The sequence below is a fragment of the Thermoanaerobacterium butyriciformans genome (assembly GCF_017874545.1).
Taxonomy (GTDB): Bacteria; Bacillota; Thermoanaerobacteria; order Thermoanaerobacterales; family Thermoanaerobacteraceae; genus Thermoanaerobacterium; species Thermoanaerobacterium butyriciformans.
The window spans coordinates 41,430-60,641 of record NZ_JAGGLT010000015.1; the positions used below are offsets into that span (position 1 = coordinate 41,430).

Genomic DNA, 19,212 nt, shown 5'->3' on the forward strand with positions numbered 1-19,212 from the left:
CTACACCTCCTTTTCATAAAGCTCTTTAAATTTCTTATGGGCTCTTGCTACAGTTGCTCCAACAGACGATTTTTTTATTCCAAGTGATATGGAAATTTCTTCATAACTGTAACCTGAGTGTTTCAGCACGAGACAAAGCATATCTCGCTTATCCATTTTAGACAAAACTTTTCTAACTTTGTCTATCTCTATTTTTTCAATTGCTATGTCCTCAGGTGATATCAAATCGTCATTAAACTGAGATACTTTTATTTCCCTTGACTTAAGGTTCTTTTCTGAGCGGATGAAGTTTAGTGCTTGATTAATAGCCACTTTCGACAACCAGCCTCCTATATTTTCATCGCTGTGGGGAGGGTTTTTAATTAACTTGATAAAAACTTCCTGTGCAATGTCTTGTGCATTGTCATCATCATTTATGATAAGAGCTATTTGTCGATAGATCTTAGAGTAGTATTTTTCAAAGATATCTTTGAATGAATCAAGTATTTTGAACACCTCCCACATGAGACTTACACTATATAAACACATCAGAGGTTAATTTTGTGACATAAAAAAAGCATGAAAATTTATTTCATGCTTAGCACTAATTGTTTAAGCTGTGGAGCGGTGCAGGGATTCTGCCGCCTCTATTTATGAAATCTTTCGGTGAAAAGCTGTTTACTTTCATTACCGGTGCATGGCCTAAAAGACCCCCGAATTCTACATAGTCACCTTCTTTTTTGCCGGGTGCTGGAATGATTCTTACAGCAGTCGTCTTCTTGTTTATCATGCCTATTGCCATCTCGTCGGCTATTATGGCTGATATAGTCTCATAAGGCGTATCACCCGGAATTGCTATCATATCAAGGCCTACAGAGCATACACATGTCATGGCTTCTAGTTTTTCTAGTGATAAGGCACCCGCTTCAACAGCTTCTATCATTCCGGCGTCTTCACTTACAGGTATAAATGCACCACTTAAGCCTCCAACGTATGATGATGCCATGACACCGCCTTTTTTTACGGCGTCATTTAAAAGGGCCAATGCAGCCGTTGTACCATGAGAACCGCATTTTGAAAGTCCCATTGACTCAAGTATGTTTGCTATACTATCACCTATTTCTGGTGTCGGAGCCAAAGACAAGTCGAGTATTCCAAATGATGTATTTAATCTTTGCGCTGCAAGACGCCCTATGAGTTCACCAGCACGGGTGATCTTAAATGACGTCTTTTTTATGGTCTCAGATATTTGCCCGAAATCGGCGGTTTTTGGAAGTTTTGAAAGAGCTGCTAATACCACACCTGGTCCACTTACACCTACATTTATGACGCATTCACCTTCACCGACGCCGTGAAAAGCGCCTGCCATGAATGGATTGTCTTCTGGCGCGTTGCAAAATACTACAAGCTTTGCAGCACCTATGCCGTCATTTTCTTTTGTTCGATACGCCGTATCTTTTATGATTTTTCCCATCAAAGCTACCGCATCCATGTTTATGCCTGCTTTAGTCGTTGCTACATTCACAGATGAACAAACTCTTTCTGTCTCACTGAGAACTTGTGGGATTGAATTTATAAGGTTTAGGTCGCCATCTGTAAATCCTTTATGTACTAAAGCAGAATATCCGCCTATAAAGTTTACCCCAACATTTTTTGCGGCTTTATCAAGTGACAATGCTATTTTAATAAAATCATCTTTTTCAATATTGTCTGCCACGATGGCGATAGGCGTCACAGATATGCGCTTATTGACAATAGGAATGCCAAATTCAGATTCTAATTCTTCGGCTACTTTTACAAGATTTTCGGCTTTTCTTGTGATCTTATCATAGATCTTTTCAGCAATTGTGTTTGCAGTATCTCCCGAGCAATCCCTTAAACTTATGCCCATGGTTATAGTCCTTATATCAAGCTTTTCCGATTGAACCATCCTTATAGTTTCTTCTATTTCTTCAAAAGCAAAGCCCATTTCAATCATTCCTTTCAATAAAACATCATGTCTATAATCTGTGCATTGCTCTAAATATGTCTTCTTTTTGAATGTCGATTTTAACACCGAGATTTTCGCCTAAATTTTTAAGATCTTCTTTCAATATGCTAAAGTCATTTGTGGAATTTTTTATATCTACTATCATGATCATTGTAAAAATATCTTTTAAAATAGTTTGGCTGATGTCTAGGATATTGATGTTGTTTTCAGCTAATAATTTTGAAACATTATAAATTATTCCTACTCTGTCAACTCCAATTACGGATATTATGGCCTTTTGTTCACTCATAAAAAACACTCCTTCCACGTTTGTACATAGTATACTATATGATAAATTTGCATGCAATACATATATGATAATAAAACCTCAAAGAAATTAGGTGGGAATAAAGCATATCCCCACCTTAGATTACTTTTGGATTATGTTTGTGGCACCACATTGTTCCATTGTCTCTCTTATTTTAGACAGTTCTTTTTTTGGAGCTTCCACTGTAACAAGTATTCCGGAATCAGCATCATCTGTGTAAAAGTCCGTGTAGGGTCTTTTTTCACCTAAACCTTCTCTCTCAGACTTTATATCTATAGTATTGTCAACCATAAAGTCCATATCTTGCCCAGATTTTTTCATATCCGTTATGATCATGTCTTTTCGATCAAAACCCATCTTTTTTAAACTGTCGACTAACGCGCTTGCCATATCTTGAGTGGGAAATACGGCCGTTATTTTCATAAAAACACCTCCATATTCTAATATTCCACACAATAGATTTAAATATAAAATTCGTTTTCTTTCTTTTGTTTTGTATTTACTTTGTTAAATTATTGTGGTATACTATCATTTAGTACCACCCCCTATATAGGGGATATGTCTTTGGCAAAAGGTGGTGACGAGATGGAAGCGAAAGAAAACATAATAAATAGATATGAAAAATTAGCTGAAGAAGAGGACAATTTAAGCTGTGGCGGTAAAAATATCGTTTTGGCGGATTTAAAAGAAGGAGAAAATGTCCTTGATTTAGGATGCGGCAGAGGAAATGACGTTTTAAATGCTGCGAAGATAATAGGTGAAAAAGCAGTTGCAGTAGGTCTCGATCTTACTGAGAGGATGATCGAAGAAGCAGAAAAAAACAGAAAGAAGCTTAATGTAAAAAATGCTGAATTTGTCGTAGGGGATGTAGAAAACATACCACTTCAAAGTGAAAAATTTGACGTTGTCATAAGCGATTGCGTGATAAATCATGCAAAAGACAAAGAAAAAGTCTATAAAGAGATTTACAGGGTTCTTAAAAATGGTGGAAGATTTATCGTTTCAGACGTTGTATCAAAGGACAGACTTCCGGATGAGATTGTAAATGACCCTGAAGCTTGGGCTGACTGCTTCGGCGGAGCTATTCCGGAAGAAGAATATATAAAAGCCATAAACAATGCAGGTTTTAAAGAAATAGAATATCTTAAAAAGCGTGAATACATGAAAAATGGATATCCTGTTGCAAGTATAACGATCAAAGGCATTAAAAGGTAGTTATCTTGCATTAAAAGGAGGTGATTTAGGTGAAAGCTGTAACAAAAAAGAATTCAAATTGCTGCACAACACAAAACAGCAGCGTAGCACAATGCTGCTCAAAGTCATCGAAGCTTGTTGTAGGCTGCCATGACTAAAAAATGCGGTAGAATTTCTACCGCATAAATTAAGGAGTGATTTTATTGTACTTTAGTAAGTATAACATGATTCTACCTTTTAGTGAAGAGAAAAATGACTTTATTATTTTAAATTTGCTATCAGGTAGTTCAGATATTGCTTCAAAAGATGAGGTAAATAAGCTTTATGACATAAAATCAGGTAAGGATGTTTACGACATCGATTTTCTGGATTATGTCATTGATAGAGGTTATGTATATGAGGAAAAAGAGCATGAGGATATAAGGATAAAAGAAGCGTATGAAGAATTTAAGGAAATAATGGACGAATCGCCAACACAAATATTGCTTGTACCAACATACGGATGTAATTTTTCTTGCATCTATTGTTATGAAAGAGGCATACCGACAAAGAAAGATTTAATAACGAAAGAGGCTGTTGATGCCTTTTTTGATGATATAAACGATAGATTTAAGTTAGAGAGGGTAAAGCCGTACATTACGCTCTTTGGCGGAGAGCCTTTTATAGATACAGACGTTCAAAAAGACATCATTAATTACATCGTAGAAAAGAGCAAGCTGTACGGCTATGAGATAGCTGCAGTTACTAATGGTTACAATGTATTAGAGTATATAGACATTCTTAAAAAGGGAAATGTGAAAGAAATACAGGTAACATTGGATGGACCTAAGGAAATTCACAATAGGCGAAGAAGGCTATTAGGTGGTGGAGACAGTTTTGAAAAGATTCTATTGGGAATTGACAGCCTAATCGAGAATGACATGCCTGTTAACTTAAGGGTTGTGGTGGATAAAGACAATTATTCTTATCTGCCGGAATTGGCTGAAATTCTTGATAAAAAAGGGTATCTCGATTTGGATGGCACTAAATTTAAGACGCAGATAGGCAGAAATTATGAGCTTTTTGAATGTTCTCTAAATCATCAGAGCCTTATGTCACAAGTAGAACAATGGGCTACATTTGTAGAGTTGTCTAAGAAGTATCCTATACTAAGAAAGTTTCACAAGCCAGATTTTAAAGGCATGAGAAATATCCTTGTTTCAGGGACTATGTATTCTCCTACTTTTGATACTTGTCCTGCTGGTAAAAAAGAATGGCTTTACGATTTGTATGGCGATATATACGGTTGCACTGCAAGCTGCGGCAGGAAAGATTATCGCTTAGGTACTTTTTATCCTGAGAGAAGAATTTTTGATGATAAAGTATTGCCGTGGAAAGAAAGAAATGTCTTGAGTATACCGCAGTGCAAAGAATGCCCTGTAAGTTTAGTTTGCGGCGGTGGCTGTGGAGTCGTCGCAAATGAAAGAAATGGCAGTGTACTATCTCCTGATTGTAGAGATATAAAAAAGCTGTACCAATTAGGTGTCGAGTATTATAAAGATGAAGTCTTAATTCAAGATTAAAAATTTTAAGGAGGATGTATTTATGGTAAGAGAAATCAATGCTAATGAATTTGAAGAAGTTGTTTTGAATTCTAAGAAACCAGTTGTTGTAGATTTTTATTCTACTGATTGTCCACCATGCGCTCAACTAAAACCGATATTTCATAGATTAGCCGATGTATACAAAGATCACATGGAATTTGTTGAGATTTATAGACAAGGCAACAAGGACTTTGCATTAAGCCTTGGCGTAAAAGGAAGCCCTACACTTTTGTTCTTTAAAGACGGCAAAGAAACTGGTGAAAGATTAAATGGATATATTTCAAAGCCAGATCTTCGCAAGGCAGTAGAAAAAGTGATAGGTTTTTCACTTTTAGACAAAGAGCCAGAGAAGGTTGAGTGCGATGTACTCATAATGGGTGGAGGCCCTGCAGGTCTTACGGCTGCTTTGTACTCAGCAAGAGCAAACTTAAAGACAGTCGTAATAGATGAAGCAACTACAGGCGGTCAAGCAGCCAACACGTATTATATAGAAAATTATCCTGGAACAGAAGGGCAGATCGAAGGAAAGAAATTGACGGAAAACATGAGAAAACAGGCAGAAAGCTTTGGCGCAATCATTGATGATTTAAAAGAAGTATTTGAGATTAAGCTTACTGATGGTGAGAAATTTGTAAGGACAGAAGACAAGATATACTATCCAAAAGCTGTTATAATAGCTATGGGAGCACAGCCAAGAAAACTTCCTGCAGAAGGTGAAGCTGAATTCAGAGGAAAAGGCATTCACTATTGTGCAATATGTGATGGTGCAATGTATGAAGGAAAACATGTAGCTGTAATAGGAGGAGGCAATTCTGCTATTCAGGAAGCATTGTACTTGGCAAACATTGCTGATAAGGTTACGGTTATACACGAGTTTGATAATTTACAGGCTTCAAATGTACTGCAAGAAAAAGCTTTCTCTAATCCAAAGATAAGTTTCATTTGGGAGTCTCACGTTGTAAAGGCAAATGGAGATGGAATGCTTAAGTCACTGACGTACAAGAATTTAAAGACAGGTGAACTTAAAGATATAGAAGTTGATGGCGTATTTGTCTACATCGGTCTTACGCCAAAGACAGACTTGTTCAAAGGAATGCTTGACTTAAATCAATATGGCTACATCAAAGCCGATGAGGATCTCATGACAAATGTGAAAGGTGTCTTCGTTGCTGGTGATATAAGAGATAAAAAGATAAGGCAAGTTGTCACTGCGGCTGGTGATGGTGCTTCTGCTGCTGTAAGCGCAGAAAGGTATATACAGGAGCTGTGATGTCTTGCATACTTTTAAGAAATATGAAAGGAGATAATGATGGAGTGCTGCGAGACAAAGTATATGGAAAATTGCATGATATGCGGGAAGCCGCTCATGTATTTAGAAAAGCCAGTATTGAAAAAATGCGAATACTGTGGTACAGAAGAATTAATTCTTGCCCACTGTATGGATGGGCACTACGTTTGCGACAAATGTCACGCAAAGGACGGAATTGAAGTCATAAAAGATTACTGTTTATCAACAAACTCTAAAGACCCTATGGAGATAGTAGAAAATATCATGAGTGACGCAAGGATACCAATGCATGGGCCAGAACATCATGCATTGGTTCCTGCAGCAATAGTCACAGCTTACAAAAACCTGACAGGAAAAGCTTCTGACGACGACGTTTTAGAGGCTATAAACCGCGGAAAAGAGATACCTGGCGGAGCATGTGGCTATTACGGTGCCTGTGGTGCTGGTGTAGGAATAGGTGTTGCTATTTCAGTTATTTATAAAGCGACACCTCTTACACCTCTTAAAAGAACTAAGGCGCATTTAGCCGTTGCAAGTGCGCTTAAAAGGATTGGTGAAGCTGGTGGTGCAAGATGTTGTAAGAAGTGCACAAGGATATCTATAGAAGAAGCAGTGGAATTTTTTGAAAAAGAACTAAGTGTCAAATTTCCTACAAATTTTGAAAGAGAAGATAAATGTAATTACTCAAAGAGAAACAGGGAATGCTATTATATGTGTAAGTACAGAGATGTGAAAAAGTCAGAAAGGGGTGTGAAATATGGATCTTGACATTACTAAAAAAGTCCATTACGCATTTGCTGAAGCGGTAGAAAAGGCGAAAGAAGCTTTGAAAGAAGTAGGCTTTGGCGTATTGGTTGAGATTGACATGAAAGATACGATAAAAAAGAAAATAGGCAAGGATATGGTGAACTACGTCATACTTGGTGCCTGCAATCCCACTTATGCTTACGAAGTATTAAACATTGACCCTGAAGTAGGGCTTTTGCTGCCATGTAATGTGGTTGTGTACGAAAAAAGCGATGGCAGTGTAGTTGTATCAGCAATTGATCCTTTAAAGGCATTACCTTCTAATGATGAAAAATTATCTAAAATAGCAGCCGAAGTTTCTGATAAGTTGAAAAAAGCCATAGATATGCTTTAAAATAGTATTAGAGGTGATATACTTGGCAATTGATATTGAATCAGATTTGAAACGGGCTTTAGATTTATTGGGCGAAGGGCATGTGTTTGCATTGGACGTAGGCACTGGTAGAGCTCGTATGGCTTATGCACTGGCAAGATACGGGTATGATGTGGTGTCGTTAGAGTACAATATTGATACGCTGAAAAAGGCTAAAGAGATTATCAGCAATGAAGATGTGGGAGACAAAATCTTGTTTGTACATGGGGATGCACATAAAATGCCGTTTATTGACGAATCTTTTGAGGTTGTCACATCTTACAATGCAATGCATCACATGAGCGACTATAGAATTGCGATTGACGAGATGATGAGAGTCTTGAAAAGCGGCGGAAAAATATTAATAACAGAGCTTAATGATTTAGGGAAGGAAAGAGTTGCCGAAGCACACAGGCAAAGAGGAAGCCTTCATGAAGCAAAAATAGATATTTACGATGTAGTAAATTACATTAAAGATAAGTATAATATTAATGGTGAGATTTCTAAAGGTGAATTAATCGACATATTTTACGGGGTAAAATAGGATAAATTTGATTATTGACAAATCTACAAAATGTGATAAAATATGATATGTCTTAGGCCCCGTGGTCAAGTGGTTAAGACATCGCCCTTTCACGGCGGTAACATGGGTTCGAATCCCGTCGGGGTCACCAAATTTGAATATTATGAGAGAAGCTACAAAAGTTGTAGCTTTTTTTATTTTATTTATATAAAATGTCGTTAAAAAAATTTAAGTCACCACCATATATTTACAAATTTTACCTTATATTGGATGATATAATCATATCAAAAAAATGGTGGTGGTAAATATGCAAAGTGCTGATATTCTTCCTTACTCCAGGATAGGAAGAAAAGAAAGCAATGAGAAATTGCAAAAGGATAATGTAAAATTTATAGTCAATTCTTTGATTTTTGCACTAATAGGCTTTGTCATTGGTCGTGCTCAGATAATGGACAGCCTTCTCCCGTTTGGTGCAGCGTATTTTGCATCGCTTATTATGCAAAAGAGAAAGTACTTTTTGTCGGGCATTGGTGTCTACCTTGGAGTTCTGTCTTTACATGATGTGAACAGTACCAAATATTTAATAGTGTTGACATTAGTATTATTTTTTGAGTGCTTATTAAAGGTGAAAAGCAAGAACATCTTTAAAGTAGCAGTGATAACATTTTTATCATTGCTTACAGTAGACCTTATTTACAGTAAAGCTTATGGATTTTTGCTGTTTGACGTGATGACGTCTATTTACGAATCTGTCATAGCTATGTTGATGGTATTTATATTTAATCAGGCAATTTCACTTTTAGGTAGCTTAAACAGAAAAGTCATATCAAACGAAGAAATTATTTCATTGTGCATACTGCTTAGCATTTTTATTTTAGGGCTTAACAACATAAAAGTATGGAGATTTAACTTAAATAATACATTTGGGATACTTACTATACTGATAGGTTCATACATAGGTGGTGTTGGGACAGGTGCCGGCGTAGGAACTACAATAGGCCTTATTGGCAGTCTTTCTCTTACAAATACTCCTACGTCTGTAGGGCTATATGGATTTACAGGTCTTTTATCTGGAAGCATGAAAAAACTTGGTAGGTTAGGAATCACCATTGGATTTTTTACTGCTACTGCTATTATGACATTTTATGTTAATGGGTATTCAAATATGCTGATAAATCCTTATGATTTAGCACTGTCATCTGCACTATTTCTAGCTGTACCTAAAAAACATTTGGACAAACTTTTACTTATTGTAAAGGGCAATAAAGATTTAAGCCAGCGCAACTATAGTGTAAAGTTGAAAGAAGTGGTGACTGATAAATTAAAAGAGTATGCTGAAGTTTTTGATGAGCTGGGAAAAAGCTTTAAGAAGGCAAATGAGAAGATTTTAGATCACAAGGACATATCATATCTTTTTGAAGAGATAGCAAATAAGACATGTACTGATTGTGCCATGTATAAGACGTGTTGGGATAAAGATTTTTATTTTACGTATAAAAGTATGTTCGACTTAGTGGAAAACCTAGAAGGGACAGGAAATGTAGAAAACAATAAGCTTTACAAAAAATGCATAAGGTTCCCTGAGCTTCTTAATTGTACGAAGCACAACTTAATGCTATATAAGATAAACATGCAGTGGAGGGAAAGGCTTAAAGATGCCAAGAATATTGTCTCAAATCAGTTGAAAGGAATATCATCAGTTATATCAAACATGGCTGACGATATAAGCATGGACATCACTTTCAAAGACGATCTTGAACAGTATTTGCTTGTAGAGTTAGATAAAAGAGGCATACCTGTAGATGACGCCATAGTTTACGATGAAGGAGAAGGAAATGTTGTTATAAAGATATATAAGAAAGCATGTTATGCAGCTAAAGAATGCGAGAAAAAAGTCATACCTGCTGTCTCTGAGATAATGGGGGAGAAATACGAAAGGAAAAACACATTGTGTTCAATAAATAACAAGGGAAGATGCGGACTGACGCTTACCAGAGCTGAAAGCTATCAAGTATCGACAGGTATTAGTAAGGTTAGTAAAAGTGCAAATAAAATTTCAGGTGACACGTATTCCTTCATGGAACTAGAAGGCGGAAAGTACATGGCAGCATTAAGCGATGGAATGGGCTTTGGCTATAGAGCTGCCTCTGAAAGCAGTACGACTATATCTTTGCTGGAAAGATTTATTGAGGCAGGATTTGACAAAGGCTTGGTTGTACAAACTATAAATTCTATTCTGGCATTAAGGTCAGCAGAAGAAATGTTTTCAACAGTTGACATATCGTTTATAGATTTATTTACGGGGGATGCAGAGTTCATAAAGATCGGTGCATCAGCCACATTTATAAAGAGCGGAAAAGATGTGGATGTGATTGAATCCAGTTCTCTCCCCATCGGTATTTTGGAAGACGTCGATGCAGACATCCACGATAGAAAGTTAAAAGACGGCGATTTTGTGATTTTGACGACTGACGGAGTATTAGATTGCTTTGACGGCAACAAAGAAGAAAGCATGGCAAGATTTTTAAGAAGCCTTGATATGAAAGATCCTCAGGACATGGCTGAGGCTATAATGAAGAAATGCCTTGAGCTTTGTGAAAACACTCCTAGAGATGACATGACAGTGCTTGTGGTGAAAGTTTGGAAAAAGCGATTGTAGGTTGAATAATCCTTCCATAAGATGGCAAAAATAATAAAAAATCTTATGGAGGGATTTGATTTTGGAGATTTTGATAAAACAGATAATCGTCGTTACAGATGGCAAGTCAAATGTTGGTGGAAATCCTGCAGATGCAGCTTTTTTAGCTTTTAGGAAGGGAATTCGAGTAAGTTCTATAGGTATCGTTGACGATGGAAATCTGTCTATAAAAGAGATAAAAGATATTGCAAGTTCTGGTGGCGGCGTGTATGACATAATTTACTCAGATGATTTTATACGGTCCTTGTCAGCAGTGACGCAAAAATCAGCCGAAAAAACTTTGTACGATACACTTGATGCAGAATTGATGAAACTTATAGGGAAAAGCATAGAAGGACTCCATCCTGTATTGCGATCTCAAATCGTAGAATACATCGACAGACTTCTGGATATTTCAGACATAAGATGCGCAATTTTACTGGACTTAAGTGGAAGTATGGCAAGAAAATTAAAAAAAGCGGTGAATGGAATAATCGACCTTCTAAGCACGATGAAAGTGAGAAAGGGCAAAAGCCAATTTTGCCTAATAGGATTTCCAGATGGCAATGATGCTTATGCGAAGATTATATGCCCATTTACATCGAAGATAAATGATATAGAAATTGGCATTAAGAACTTAAAGGCAGGTGGAAATACCCCTACTTACCATGCGATAAAGTTGGCTACATCGCTTTTTGAGACAGAAGCCGAATCCATAAGAGGTATCGGTTAATGCTTGAGAATGGCTATGTTTTGACAGGCATACACAATGGACGGAAATACGTAGTGGAGAAAAAAATTGGGAATGGCGGTGTGGCCGATGTATACCTTGTTCACGACGATAAAAATTTAAAGTATGCGCTTAAGATAAGTGAAGATTTAATTAGCATCACGAGAGAGTACAAAATGTTGACGTCATTGAAAAATTGCGATTTTGCTCCCCGTGTATTTGAATTAGATGATGCATTATTGTATAATAAAATGTATCACTATATCGTTTTGGAATACATAGATGGGTATAGCCTTGATAGATTGATTAAATCAGGCATTGATTTGGAGAGTGCTTCATACATATTTGTTGAAATTTTAGATATTTTGCTCAGATTAAAGCGATTAGGCATTTTTTATACAGATTTAAAACCATCTAATGTCATGATAGATGAGGTAAAAAAGCGCATAGTGCTTATTGACTACGGTTCAACGTCCGCTAAAGATGATACTGTAAAAGAGTTTACGCCTGAGTTTGACAGAGCCAGTTGGAAAGTAGGTTTAAGAAAAGCGGATTCCGGGTATCTGTCGTTTGAAGCAGGGATGCTTTTTGTGTGCCTTGTAATGGGCAAGACGTTTAGACATGATTACCATACGATAGGAGAAGTGTTAAAGCAATCAAAGAGCAAGCTTGGGAAGTTTTATATTGTCATAATAAAGGCGCTTAATGGCACGTATGACATAAATAAACTGTATGTCAATTTTAAAAACGGATGCTTTAGTGAAAAGGCGTCAATGTACTTAAATTATATGCTTTTTATAGTGGGCATGATATTCGTTATACTCATGATTTTGGCTGTGTAGGGGATATATATGATAGATAGCTTTAAAAAGACGATAAATGAATACAAGATGATAGAAGAAGGCGATAAAATCGTAATAGGAGTATCTGGAGGCCCTGATTCTATTTGCCTTCTTAACTTGCTTTTAGAGTTAAAAGAAATGTATGAGCTTAAGCTTTTTGTGGTCCATGTTAATCACATGCTGAGGGGAGCCGATGCAGACAGTGATGCGTTGTTTGTTGAGAAGTTCTGCGAGGGAATAAATATCCCATTTTTTTTATTTAAGGAAGATGTGAGAAGGTACGCTGAAGAAAAGGGATTGTCTGAGGAGGCTGCTGGAAGGGAAATAAGGTACAGTGCTTTTAATGAAGTGCTTAAAAAAGTTGGTGGAAACAAAATTGCCATTGCTCACAACAAAAATGACGTAGCCGAAACGGTTCTCTTAAACATCTTAAGAGGTGCTGGCACAACTGGACTTGTAGGCATAAAGCCTGTTAACGGATGCATCATAAGACCACTTATAAGGACCACGAGAGATGAAATACTTGACTACTTGACATCAAAAGATTTTGGGTATGTAATAGATGCCACAAATAAAGAAGATGTGTATAGAAGAAACCGAATAAGGCTAAAATTGATACCATTTATTGAAGAAAATTTTGATGTAGACATAGTTGAAAATTTGTACAGAACATCACAGATCGTGCTTGATGATGAAGATTATTTAAGTCGGGAATCTGAAAAAATATTTAACGAGATTGCTGACCTTGATGATGGAAATGTTAAACTTGACATTGATGGAATAAAAAAATTGCACAGTTCCATAAGAAGAAGAATCATTAGATTGGCTTATAAGAAATTAAAGGGAAATTTTAATCAACTTACATTTAAACATGTGGAAGATGTGTTGAATATAATGGATAAGCAGACGTCGTCAAAAATTGATTTACCCTTTGAAATTGAAGTTATAAAAAGTTATAATAATCTTATATTCAGAAAAAGGGCTTTTTATGAAAAACGAAACCTTAAAGAAGTTAAACTTAATATTCCAGGTATAACTGATGGGGGATGTTTAGGCATATATAAGGCGGAGATAATAGATAGAAAGTCTATAGAAAAACTTAATTTAGGCAAATACCACAAATTATTTGATATGGATTTGCTTGATGGAGATATAACGGTAAGGTATAGGAGAATTGGAGATTACATCTCACCTTTAAACATGAAAGGTACAAAGACGCTTAAGGAGTATTTTATCGATGAAAAAATACCAAGAGAGGAGAGAGATAAGATACCATTATTAGCTATTGGCAGCAGCGTTTTGTGGATCGTAGGATATAGAATGTCTGAAAAGTACAAAGTACGCGATGACACAAAAAAAATATTGTCTATAGAGTACATTAAACAAGATTAAGGAGGAAATTTGATGGAAAATTTATCGAAAGACATCGAGGAAATTTTGATCACAGAAGAAGAACTGAAGGAAAAGATAAAAGAGCTTGGGAGACAGATTACGAAGGATTATGTAGGGAAAAATTTGATGTTGGTAGGAGTCTTAAAAGGTGCTTTAATGTTTATGGCTGATTTGTCGAGAAATATAGATTTGCCTCTGTCACTTGATTTTATGGCTGTTTCCAGCTATGGAAGCTCAACACATTCATCAGGAATAGTAAAGATAATTAAGGACCTTGATATAAGCATAGAAGGCAAAGACGTACTAATTGTGGAAGACATAATTGATAGCGGATTGACTCTATCTTACTTGAGAGAAACTTTGCTTGGGAGAAAGCCAAAAAGCTTAAAAATATGCACAATACTAGACAAACCTGAGAGAAGAGAAGCATCAGTAAAAGTTGACTATGTGGGATTTAAGATACCTGATAAGTTTGTCGTAGGCTACGGATTGGACTTCGATGAGAAGTACAGAAACCTTCCTTTTATTGGCGTTTTAAAACCTGAAATGTACAGCTAAAATTTGTTTTTTTATATGCTATATGGTATTATAAATTAAGTGATACGGCTTTGAAGGGAGGGCCATATTTGAATAAAACGATCAGAGGTATCGTTATATGGATACTGATAATTATCGCATTATATGCAATGGTACAATTGTATACTGATAATATAAAACAACCAACGGCGATTAATGTTACAGATCTCTACAGCCAGATTATTAAAAATAATGTTTCTGAGATGACAATATCAGGGACAACTGTGACAGGTACTTTAAAAGATGGTACTGAGTTTAGCAGTAATGTACCAGATATTACATCTTTTATGAATTTTCTGACACCGTATATAGAAGAGAAAAAGATTCCTGTAAAAAGTGAGCCTCCTCAGGGTGCCCCATGGTGGTATTCGCTTTTGCCAACGTTATTTATGGTGGCTGTGCTGGTGGTGCTGTGGTATGTATTCATGCAGCAAGCACAGGGCGGTGGTGGCAACAGAGTTATGTCATTTGGCAAAAGCCGTGCTAAGATGATAACAGATGACAAAAAGAGAGTTACGTTTAATGACGTAGCAGGTGCAGACGAAGAGAAGGAAGAGCTACAGGAGATAGTGGAATTTTTAAAGTTTCCAAAGAAGTTTTTAGATTTAGGTGCTCGTATACCTAAAGGCGTTCTCTTAGTAGGACCTCCTGGAACAGGTAAGACTTTGCTTGCTAAAGCTGTTGCAGGAGAAGCAGGAGTGCCGTTTTTTAGCATAAGTGGTTCTGATTTTGTAGAGATGTTTGTAGGTGTTGGTGCATCAAGAGTAAGGGATCTTTTTGACCAGGCTAAGAAAAATTCTCCTTGTATAATTTTTATAGATGAAATTGATGCTGTTGGTCGCCATAGAGGCGCAGGATTAGGCGGTGGACATGATGAAAGGGAACAGACTTTGAACCAATTACTGGTTGAGATGGATGGTTTTAGTATAAACGAAGGCATCATCGTGATAGCTGCTACAAATAGACCAGATATTCTTGATCCAGCTCTTTTAAGGCCTGGCAGGTTTGACAGGCATGTAACGGTAGGTGTTCCAGACATCAAGGGTAGAGAGGAGATCCTAAAAGTACATTCTAGGAATAAGCCTCTTGCACCTGATGTGTCGCTGAAGGTTTTAGCTAGAAGGACGCCTGGCTTTACAGGCGCTGACATAGAGAATCTTTTAAACGAAGCTGCCCTTTTAACTGCCAGAAAAGGTATGAAGCAGATTACTATGGTAGAGTTGGAAGAGGCTATTACGAGGGTTATAGCAGGTCCTGAAAAGAGAAGCAGGGTAATATCAGAAAGAGACAAAAAGCTTGTATCGTATCATGAAGCAGGCCATGCAGTAGTAGCAAAACTTCTTCCAAATACACCTCCTGTCCACGAAGTGACAATCATTCCAAGAGGAAGGGCAGGCGGCTACACGATGCTGCTGCCTGAAGAAGATAAGTACTATATGTCAAAATCTGAGATGATGGATGAGATTGTCCATCTGTTAGGAGGACGTGTAGCTGAAAGCTTAGTACTGAATGACATATCTACTGGTGCGCAGAATGATATAGAAAGAGCCACAAATATAGCGAGAAAGATGGTTACAGAGTACGGCATGAGCGAAAAGCTGGGACCTATGACTTTTGGCACTGACAATGATGAAATATTTATTGGTAGAGATTTAGGCAGGACTAGGAATTACAGTGAAGAAGTTCAGTATGATATTGATAAAGAGATGAAGAGAATCATCGATGAATGTTACAACAAGGCTGAGACACTGTTGAAAGAAAACATAGATAAGCTTCATAGAATTGCACAGGCTTTGATGACAAAAGAGAAACTTAATGCAGAAGAATTTGAAAAGTATTTTAATGGTGAAAATGTAGATGAGACAAATAAAAGCGAAGAAGCGTGACTTAAAAGACATACAATTTACTTTGTATGTCTTTTTTAGTTTCATGAATGGGCTTTCAAACTTTTTAAGACATCGGTTAATATTGTCTTTGCGATTAATCTAATTCTCGATATTCTTTTGGAGACATATTTGTCATCTTCCTGAAGTTTCTGTGGAATGTCCGCAAATTGTTATATCCACAATTAAATGCAATTTCGCTTACAGAAAGATTGCTGTTTCTTAGCATATAGCATGATTGTGAAATTCGGTAGCTATTTAGATATTCTGTAAAAGTCATATCCATTTGCTGAACAAATAGTTTTGATAAATATGGATAATCGTAATTTAGCTTTTCTGCGACGCTTTTTAATGTGCAGTCATTTGAATAATTTTGCTCAATAAAAAGCAGTATCTTGTAGAGTACTTTTGTCTGTGTTGATTGTTTAACGGGAATGAATGATTTTTGATTTACTAATTTGTCGCACAGTGAATAGAGAAAGCTTTTTTTGCTATAGATGGAGTTAAGTCCATTAAAATCTATAATACTATCTAAGTGCAGTATGTTATCGTCGGGAATCATGCCTTTATAATTCATATAAAAATCCCCGATAAGTTCTGGAGAAAATAGAATAATTGTGATATCAGAGTGTTCAATCGTCTTAAATTCATGCATCTGATTTGAAAAGATAAAAGCCAAATCATTTTTCTTCAATACGTATTCTTTTTTGCCTATTGACACAGATAAATGCCCATCATTTAAGTATATGAGTTCGTATGCTCTGTGAAAATGATATGGAAATTGATAATTTTTCAGTGAAAAAAATCTAAAAAGATTCTTTTCATTTACGCCATGTTTTTGAAAAAAGACCATAAGCTTTCCTCCAAAAAAACACTAATATTGTCTTAAAGTATACTACTTTTTGCATAGAAATTACAATACCTATTTCTTAAAATAGAGTTAATCGTTTAAAGAGGAGGTTTTAAAAATGGAATATCATGTAGCGAAAACTGGCTCAGATCAAGGGAAGGGAACAATTAAAGATCCGTTTCTGACTATAAATAAGGCTGCATCTGTTGCTATGGCAGGAGACACAATTATAGTCCATGAAGGAGTGTACCGGGAATGGGTAAAACCAAAATATAAAGGGCTAAGCGACAAAAGAAGGATTACATACAAGGCGGCGGAAGGTGAAAAAGTAGTAATAAAAGGCTCTGAACGGATTCAGAGCTGGCAGCGTGTTGAAGGAAACGTGTGGAAATGCCAGTTGCCCAATTCCTTTTTTGGGGAGTTTAATCCGTATAAAGAAGAAATTTTTGGAGACTGGCTGCTTACAGTTGATGAGAAAAAGCACCTTGGGGATGTGTACTTAAATGGCATGTCTTTTTATGAAGTTACAAGCTATGAAGCTCTTTTTAATCCACAAGTTAGGACAGAAGTCCTTGATCACTGGACGCAGAAGATTGTACCTGTTCACAATGTAGAACAGACGAAGTACGTTTGGTATGCCGAAGTAGACCCGGAAAAGACTACGATTTATGCCAATTTTCAAGGTGCCGATCCAAATGAAGAATTTGTGGAGATAAATGTCAGGAGGTCGTGTTTCTATCCTGTCGAAACAGGCATAGACTATATTACAGTCAAGGGCTTCGAGATGGCACATGCGGCAACACCATGGGCACCTCCCACAGCCGACCAGCCGGGGCTTATAGGTCCAAATTGGAGCAAAGGGTGGATAATCGAGGACAATATTATACACGATGCTAAATGCAGCGCAATAAGCATCGGCAAAGAAGCCACAACAGGCAACAATTATCGCTCTATACGCAAGGATAAGCCTGGATATCAATACCAATTAGAAGCTGTCTTTAATGCAGAGCGGAATGGTTGGTCTAAAGAAAAGATAGGCTCACATATCATAAGGAACAATACAATCTACGATTGCGGGCAAAATGCGATTGTTGGGCATTTAGGATGTGTCTTTAGTGAAATCTATAATAATCATATTTACAACATCGCATTGAAGCGAGAATTCTACGGGCATGAAATAGCGGGAATTAAGCTACATGCGGCTATAGATGTTCAGATTCATCATAACCGCATTCATGATTGCTCATTAGGATTATGGCTGGATTGGGAAGCGCAGGGAACAAGGGTCAGCAAAAACTTGTTTTACAATAATAACAGGGATATATTCGTTGAGGTAAGTCATGGACCGTACGTGGTTGACCACAATATATTGGCTTCCGAATACGCTATCGATAATATGTCTCAAGGTGGAGCGTATATAAACAATTTAATCGCAGGCAAGATGAATCAGAGAAAAGTGTTAAATCGTTCAACTCAATACCATCTTCCACACAGCACTAAAGTTGCAGGATTTGCATTTGTATATGGAGGAGATGATCGATTCTACAACAATATCTTCATAGGAAAAGACGGATTAGAGAATGTAGGCACTTCTCATTACAACAACTATACAACGTCTTTAGAGGAGTATATTGAAAAAGTCAATGAGGTACCTGGCGATTTAGGAGAATTTGAGCGGGTGGAGCAACCTGTTTACATCAATAAAAATGCCTACTTCAATGGTGCAGAGCCATTTGAGAAAGAAAAGGACAAGTTGGTTAAAAAGGACTTTGATCCAAAGCTTGCCATCATTGATAAAGGAAATGAAGTGTACCTTTCGATGCAATTGCCAGATGAATTTGGAGGTATTGTAGGTGATATCCATTCGACAAAGACATTGGAAAGGGTGCGTATTGTTGACGCTGAGTTTGAGAGCCCTGACGGTAAAGAATTGGTATTAGATACTGACTATTTAGACACAAAAAAATCGGAAAATAGCCCGATAGGTCCCATTACACTTTTGAAAAAAGGAGATAATTATATTAAAGTCTGGTAGTATTAAGTAAAGTCTTATGTCCTGTGATAAAGGCATAAGGCTTTATTATTTTACGCACTATTTTTATTACGATATTCAACATCAGGAGTGGATTACTTTGTCTTGAATAAGTTGATTTTTAAGATATATCTCCCTTTCCCGATTTATAAAAATTTTAAAGATGATGAGAAAGTTTGTAAAAATTAAGAAGGATTTTTATCGTAT

The 19,212-nt window shown here is 36.7% G+C and carries 18 protein-coding genes and 1 tRNA gene; 14 read left to right on the forward strand and 5 right to left on the reverse strand.

Translation table 11 applies throughout. The features are described 5' to 3' along the window. From J2Z80_RS07630 to J2Z80_RS07645, 4 genes are all read right to left on the reverse strand, one after another. Positions 1-495 (reverse strand): RNA polymerase sigma factor SigX, encoded by a 495-nt coding sequence (locus J2Z80_RS07630; protein ID WP_209453881.1) that lies wholly within the window; start codon positions 493-495, stop codon positions 1-3. 88 nt (positions 496-583) lie between these two features. After that, positions 584-1,948 (reverse strand): PFL family protein, encoded by a 1,365-nt coding sequence (locus J2Z80_RS07635; RefSeq protein ID WP_209453882.1) that lies wholly within the window; start codon positions 1,946-1,948, stop codon positions 584-586. Between the two features lie 31 nt (positions 1,949-1,979). Beyond that, positions 1,980-2,258, reverse strand: a complete 279-nt coding sequence (locus J2Z80_RS07640; protein WP_209453851.1) for an ACT domain-containing protein — start codon at positions 2,256-2,258, stop codon at positions 1,980-1,982. Positions 2,259-2,378: 120 nt separating this feature from the next. Continuing rightward, positions 2,379-2,699, reverse strand: coding sequence for a hypothetical protein (locus J2Z80_RS07645; protein ID WP_209453852.1), 321 nt, complete (start codon positions 2,697-2,699; stop codon positions 2,379-2,381). Positions 2,700-2,840: 141 nt separating this feature from the next. On the opposite strand from J2Z80_RS07645, the gene J2Z80_RS07650 reads away from it, so the two are divergent. The 13 genes from J2Z80_RS07650 (at position 2,841) to ftsH (ending at position 16,126) form a co-directional block, all read left to right on the forward strand. Beyond that, positions 2,841-3,491, forward strand: coding sequence for a methyltransferase domain-containing protein (locus J2Z80_RS07650; protein WP_245301211.1), 651 nt, complete (start codon positions 2,841-2,843; stop codon positions 3,489-3,491). 173 nt (positions 3,492-3,664) lie between these two features. Further along, positions 3,665-5,032: a radical SAM/SPASM domain-containing protein gene (locus tag J2Z80_RS07655; RefSeq protein WP_349292586.1), complete on the forward strand. Its 1,368-nt coding sequence runs from the start codon at positions 3,665-3,667 to the stop codon at positions 5,030-5,032. Between the two features lie 22 nt (positions 5,033-5,054). Beyond that, entirely contained in the window at positions 5,055-6,323 is a 1,269-nt protein-coding gene (gene trxB, locus J2Z80_RS07660) for a thioredoxin-disulfide reductase (protein ID WP_209453854.1), read from the forward strand. A gap of 39 nt (positions 6,324-6,362) precedes the next feature. Continuing rightward, the gene (locus J2Z80_RS07665) at positions 6,363-7,109 is read left to right on the forward strand and encodes a DUF5714 domain-containing protein (RefSeq protein ID WP_209453855.1); all 747 of its coding nucleotides are present in this window, start codon (positions 6,363-6,365) and stop codon (positions 7,107-7,109) included. Next, positions 7,099-7,482 carry a DUF302 domain-containing protein gene (locus tag J2Z80_RS07670; protein ID WP_209453856.1) on the forward strand — a complete coding sequence of 128 codons (384 nt, stop codon included), beginning with the start codon at positions 7,099-7,101 and terminating at the stop codon, positions 7,480-7,482. The genes J2Z80_RS07665 and J2Z80_RS07670 overlap by 11 nt, the downstream gene beginning before the upstream one ends. Before the next feature lie 13 nt (positions 7,483-7,495). Continuing rightward, positions 7,496-8,044, forward strand: coding sequence for a class I SAM-dependent methyltransferase (locus J2Z80_RS07675; protein ID WP_349292587.1), 549 nt, complete (start codon positions 7,496-7,498; stop codon positions 8,042-8,044). A 55-nt stretch (positions 8,045-8,099) separates the two neighbouring features. Further along, positions 8,100-8,174: transfer RNA gene (locus tag J2Z80_RS07680), tRNA-Glu, on the forward strand. Positions 8,175-8,330: 156 nt separating this feature from the next. After that, a complete protein-coding gene (gene spoIIE / locus J2Z80_RS07685) occupies positions 8,331-10,682 on the forward strand; it encodes a stage II sporulation protein E (RefSeq protein ID WP_209453857.1) in 2,352 nt (783 codons plus the stop codon). A 61-nt stretch (positions 10,683-10,743) separates the two neighbouring features. Beyond that, positions 10,744-11,433, forward strand: a complete 690-nt coding sequence (locus tag J2Z80_RS07690; RefSeq protein ID WP_245301213.1) for a vWA domain-containing protein — start codon at positions 10,744-10,746, stop codon at positions 11,431-11,433. Beyond that, positions 11,433-12,272, forward strand: coding sequence for a protein kinase domain-containing protein (locus tag J2Z80_RS07695; RefSeq protein WP_209453858.1), 840 nt, complete (start codon positions 11,433-11,435; stop codon positions 12,270-12,272). The genes J2Z80_RS07690 and J2Z80_RS07695 overlap by 1 nt, the downstream gene beginning before the upstream one ends. A gap of 9 nt (positions 12,273-12,281) precedes the next feature. Beyond that, the gene (gene tilS / locus J2Z80_RS07700; RefSeq protein WP_209453859.1) at positions 12,282-13,664 is read left to right on the forward strand and encodes a tRNA lysidine(34) synthetase TilS; all 1,383 of its coding nucleotides are present in this window, start codon (positions 12,282-12,284) and stop codon (positions 13,662-13,664) included. A 12-nt stretch (positions 13,665-13,676) separates the two neighbouring features. Then, positions 13,677-14,222, forward strand: a complete 546-nt coding sequence (gene hpt, locus J2Z80_RS07705) for a hypoxanthine phosphoribosyltransferase (RefSeq protein ID WP_209453860.1) — start codon at positions 13,677-13,679, stop codon at positions 14,220-14,222. A 68-nt stretch (positions 14,223-14,290) separates the two neighbouring features. Then, the gene (ftsH, locus tag J2Z80_RS07710; RefSeq protein WP_209453861.1) at positions 14,291-16,126 is read left to right on the forward strand and encodes an ATP-dependent zinc metalloprotease FtsH; all 1,836 of its coding nucleotides are present in this window, start codon (positions 14,291-14,293) and stop codon (positions 16,124-16,126) included. A gap of 94 nt (positions 16,127-16,220) precedes the next feature. On the opposite strand, the gene J2Z80_RS07715 is transcribed toward ftsH, so the two are convergent. After that, a complete protein-coding gene (locus J2Z80_RS07715) occupies positions 16,221-16,976 on the reverse strand; it encodes an AraC family transcriptional regulator (RefSeq protein ID WP_209453862.1) in 756 nt (251 codons plus the stop codon). Between the two features lie 115 nt (positions 16,977-17,091). On the opposite strand from J2Z80_RS07715, the gene J2Z80_RS07720 reads away from it, so the two are divergent. Further along, on the forward strand, positions 17,092-19,008 hold the full coding sequence (locus J2Z80_RS07720) for a right-handed parallel beta-helix repeat-containing protein (RefSeq protein ID WP_209453863.1): 1,917 nt from the start codon (positions 17,092-17,094) through the stop codon (positions 19,006-19,008). Positions 19,009-19,212 lie beyond the last annotated feature (204 nt).

Bases quoted from the DNA above. Each gene is read 5' to 3' on its own strand.
- trxB (WP_209453854.1), top strand. From the start codon at position 5,055: ATGGTAAGAGAAATCAATGCTAATGAATTTGAAGAAGTTGTTTTGAAT.
- J2Z80_RS07695 (WP_209453858.1), top strand. From the start codon at position 11,433: ATGCTTGAGAATGGCTATGTTTTGACAGGCATACACAATGGACGGAAA.
- spoIIE (WP_209453857.1), top strand. From the start codon at position 8,331: ATGCAAAGTGCTGATATTCTTCCTTACTCCAGGATAGGAAGAAAAGAA.
- J2Z80_RS07635 (WP_209453882.1), bottom strand. From the start codon at position 1,948: ATGGGCTTTGCTTTTGAAGAAATAGAAGAAACTATAAGGATGGTTCAA.
- J2Z80_RS07670 (WP_209453856.1), top strand. From the start codon at position 7,099: ATGGATCTTGACATTACTAAAAAAGTCCATTACGCATTTGCTGAAGCG.
- tilS (WP_209453859.1), top strand. From the start codon at position 12,282: ATGATAGATAGCTTTAAAAAGACGATAAATGAATACAAGATGATAGAA.
- hpt (WP_209453860.1), top strand. From the start codon at position 13,677: ATGGAAAATTTATCGAAAGACATCGAGGAAATTTTGATCACAGAAGAA.
- J2Z80_RS07640 (WP_209453851.1), bottom strand. From the start codon at position 2,258: ATGAGTGAACAAAAGGCCATAATATCCGTAATTGGAGTTGACAGAGTA.
- J2Z80_RS07715 (WP_209453862.1), bottom strand. From the start codon at position 16,976: ATGGTCTTTTTTCAAAAACATGGCGTAAATGAAAAGAATCTTTTTAGA.
- J2Z80_RS07665 (WP_209453855.1), top strand. From the start codon at position 6,363: ATGGAGTGCTGCGAGACAAAGTATATGGAAAATTGCATGATATGCGGG.
- J2Z80_RS07645 (WP_209453852.1), bottom strand. From the start codon at position 2,699: ATGAAAATAACGGCCGTATTTCCCACTCAAGATATGGCAAGCGCGTTA.
- J2Z80_RS07720 (WP_209453863.1), top strand. From the start codon at position 17,092: ATGGAATATCATGTAGCGAAAACTGGCTCAGATCAAGGGAAGGGAACA.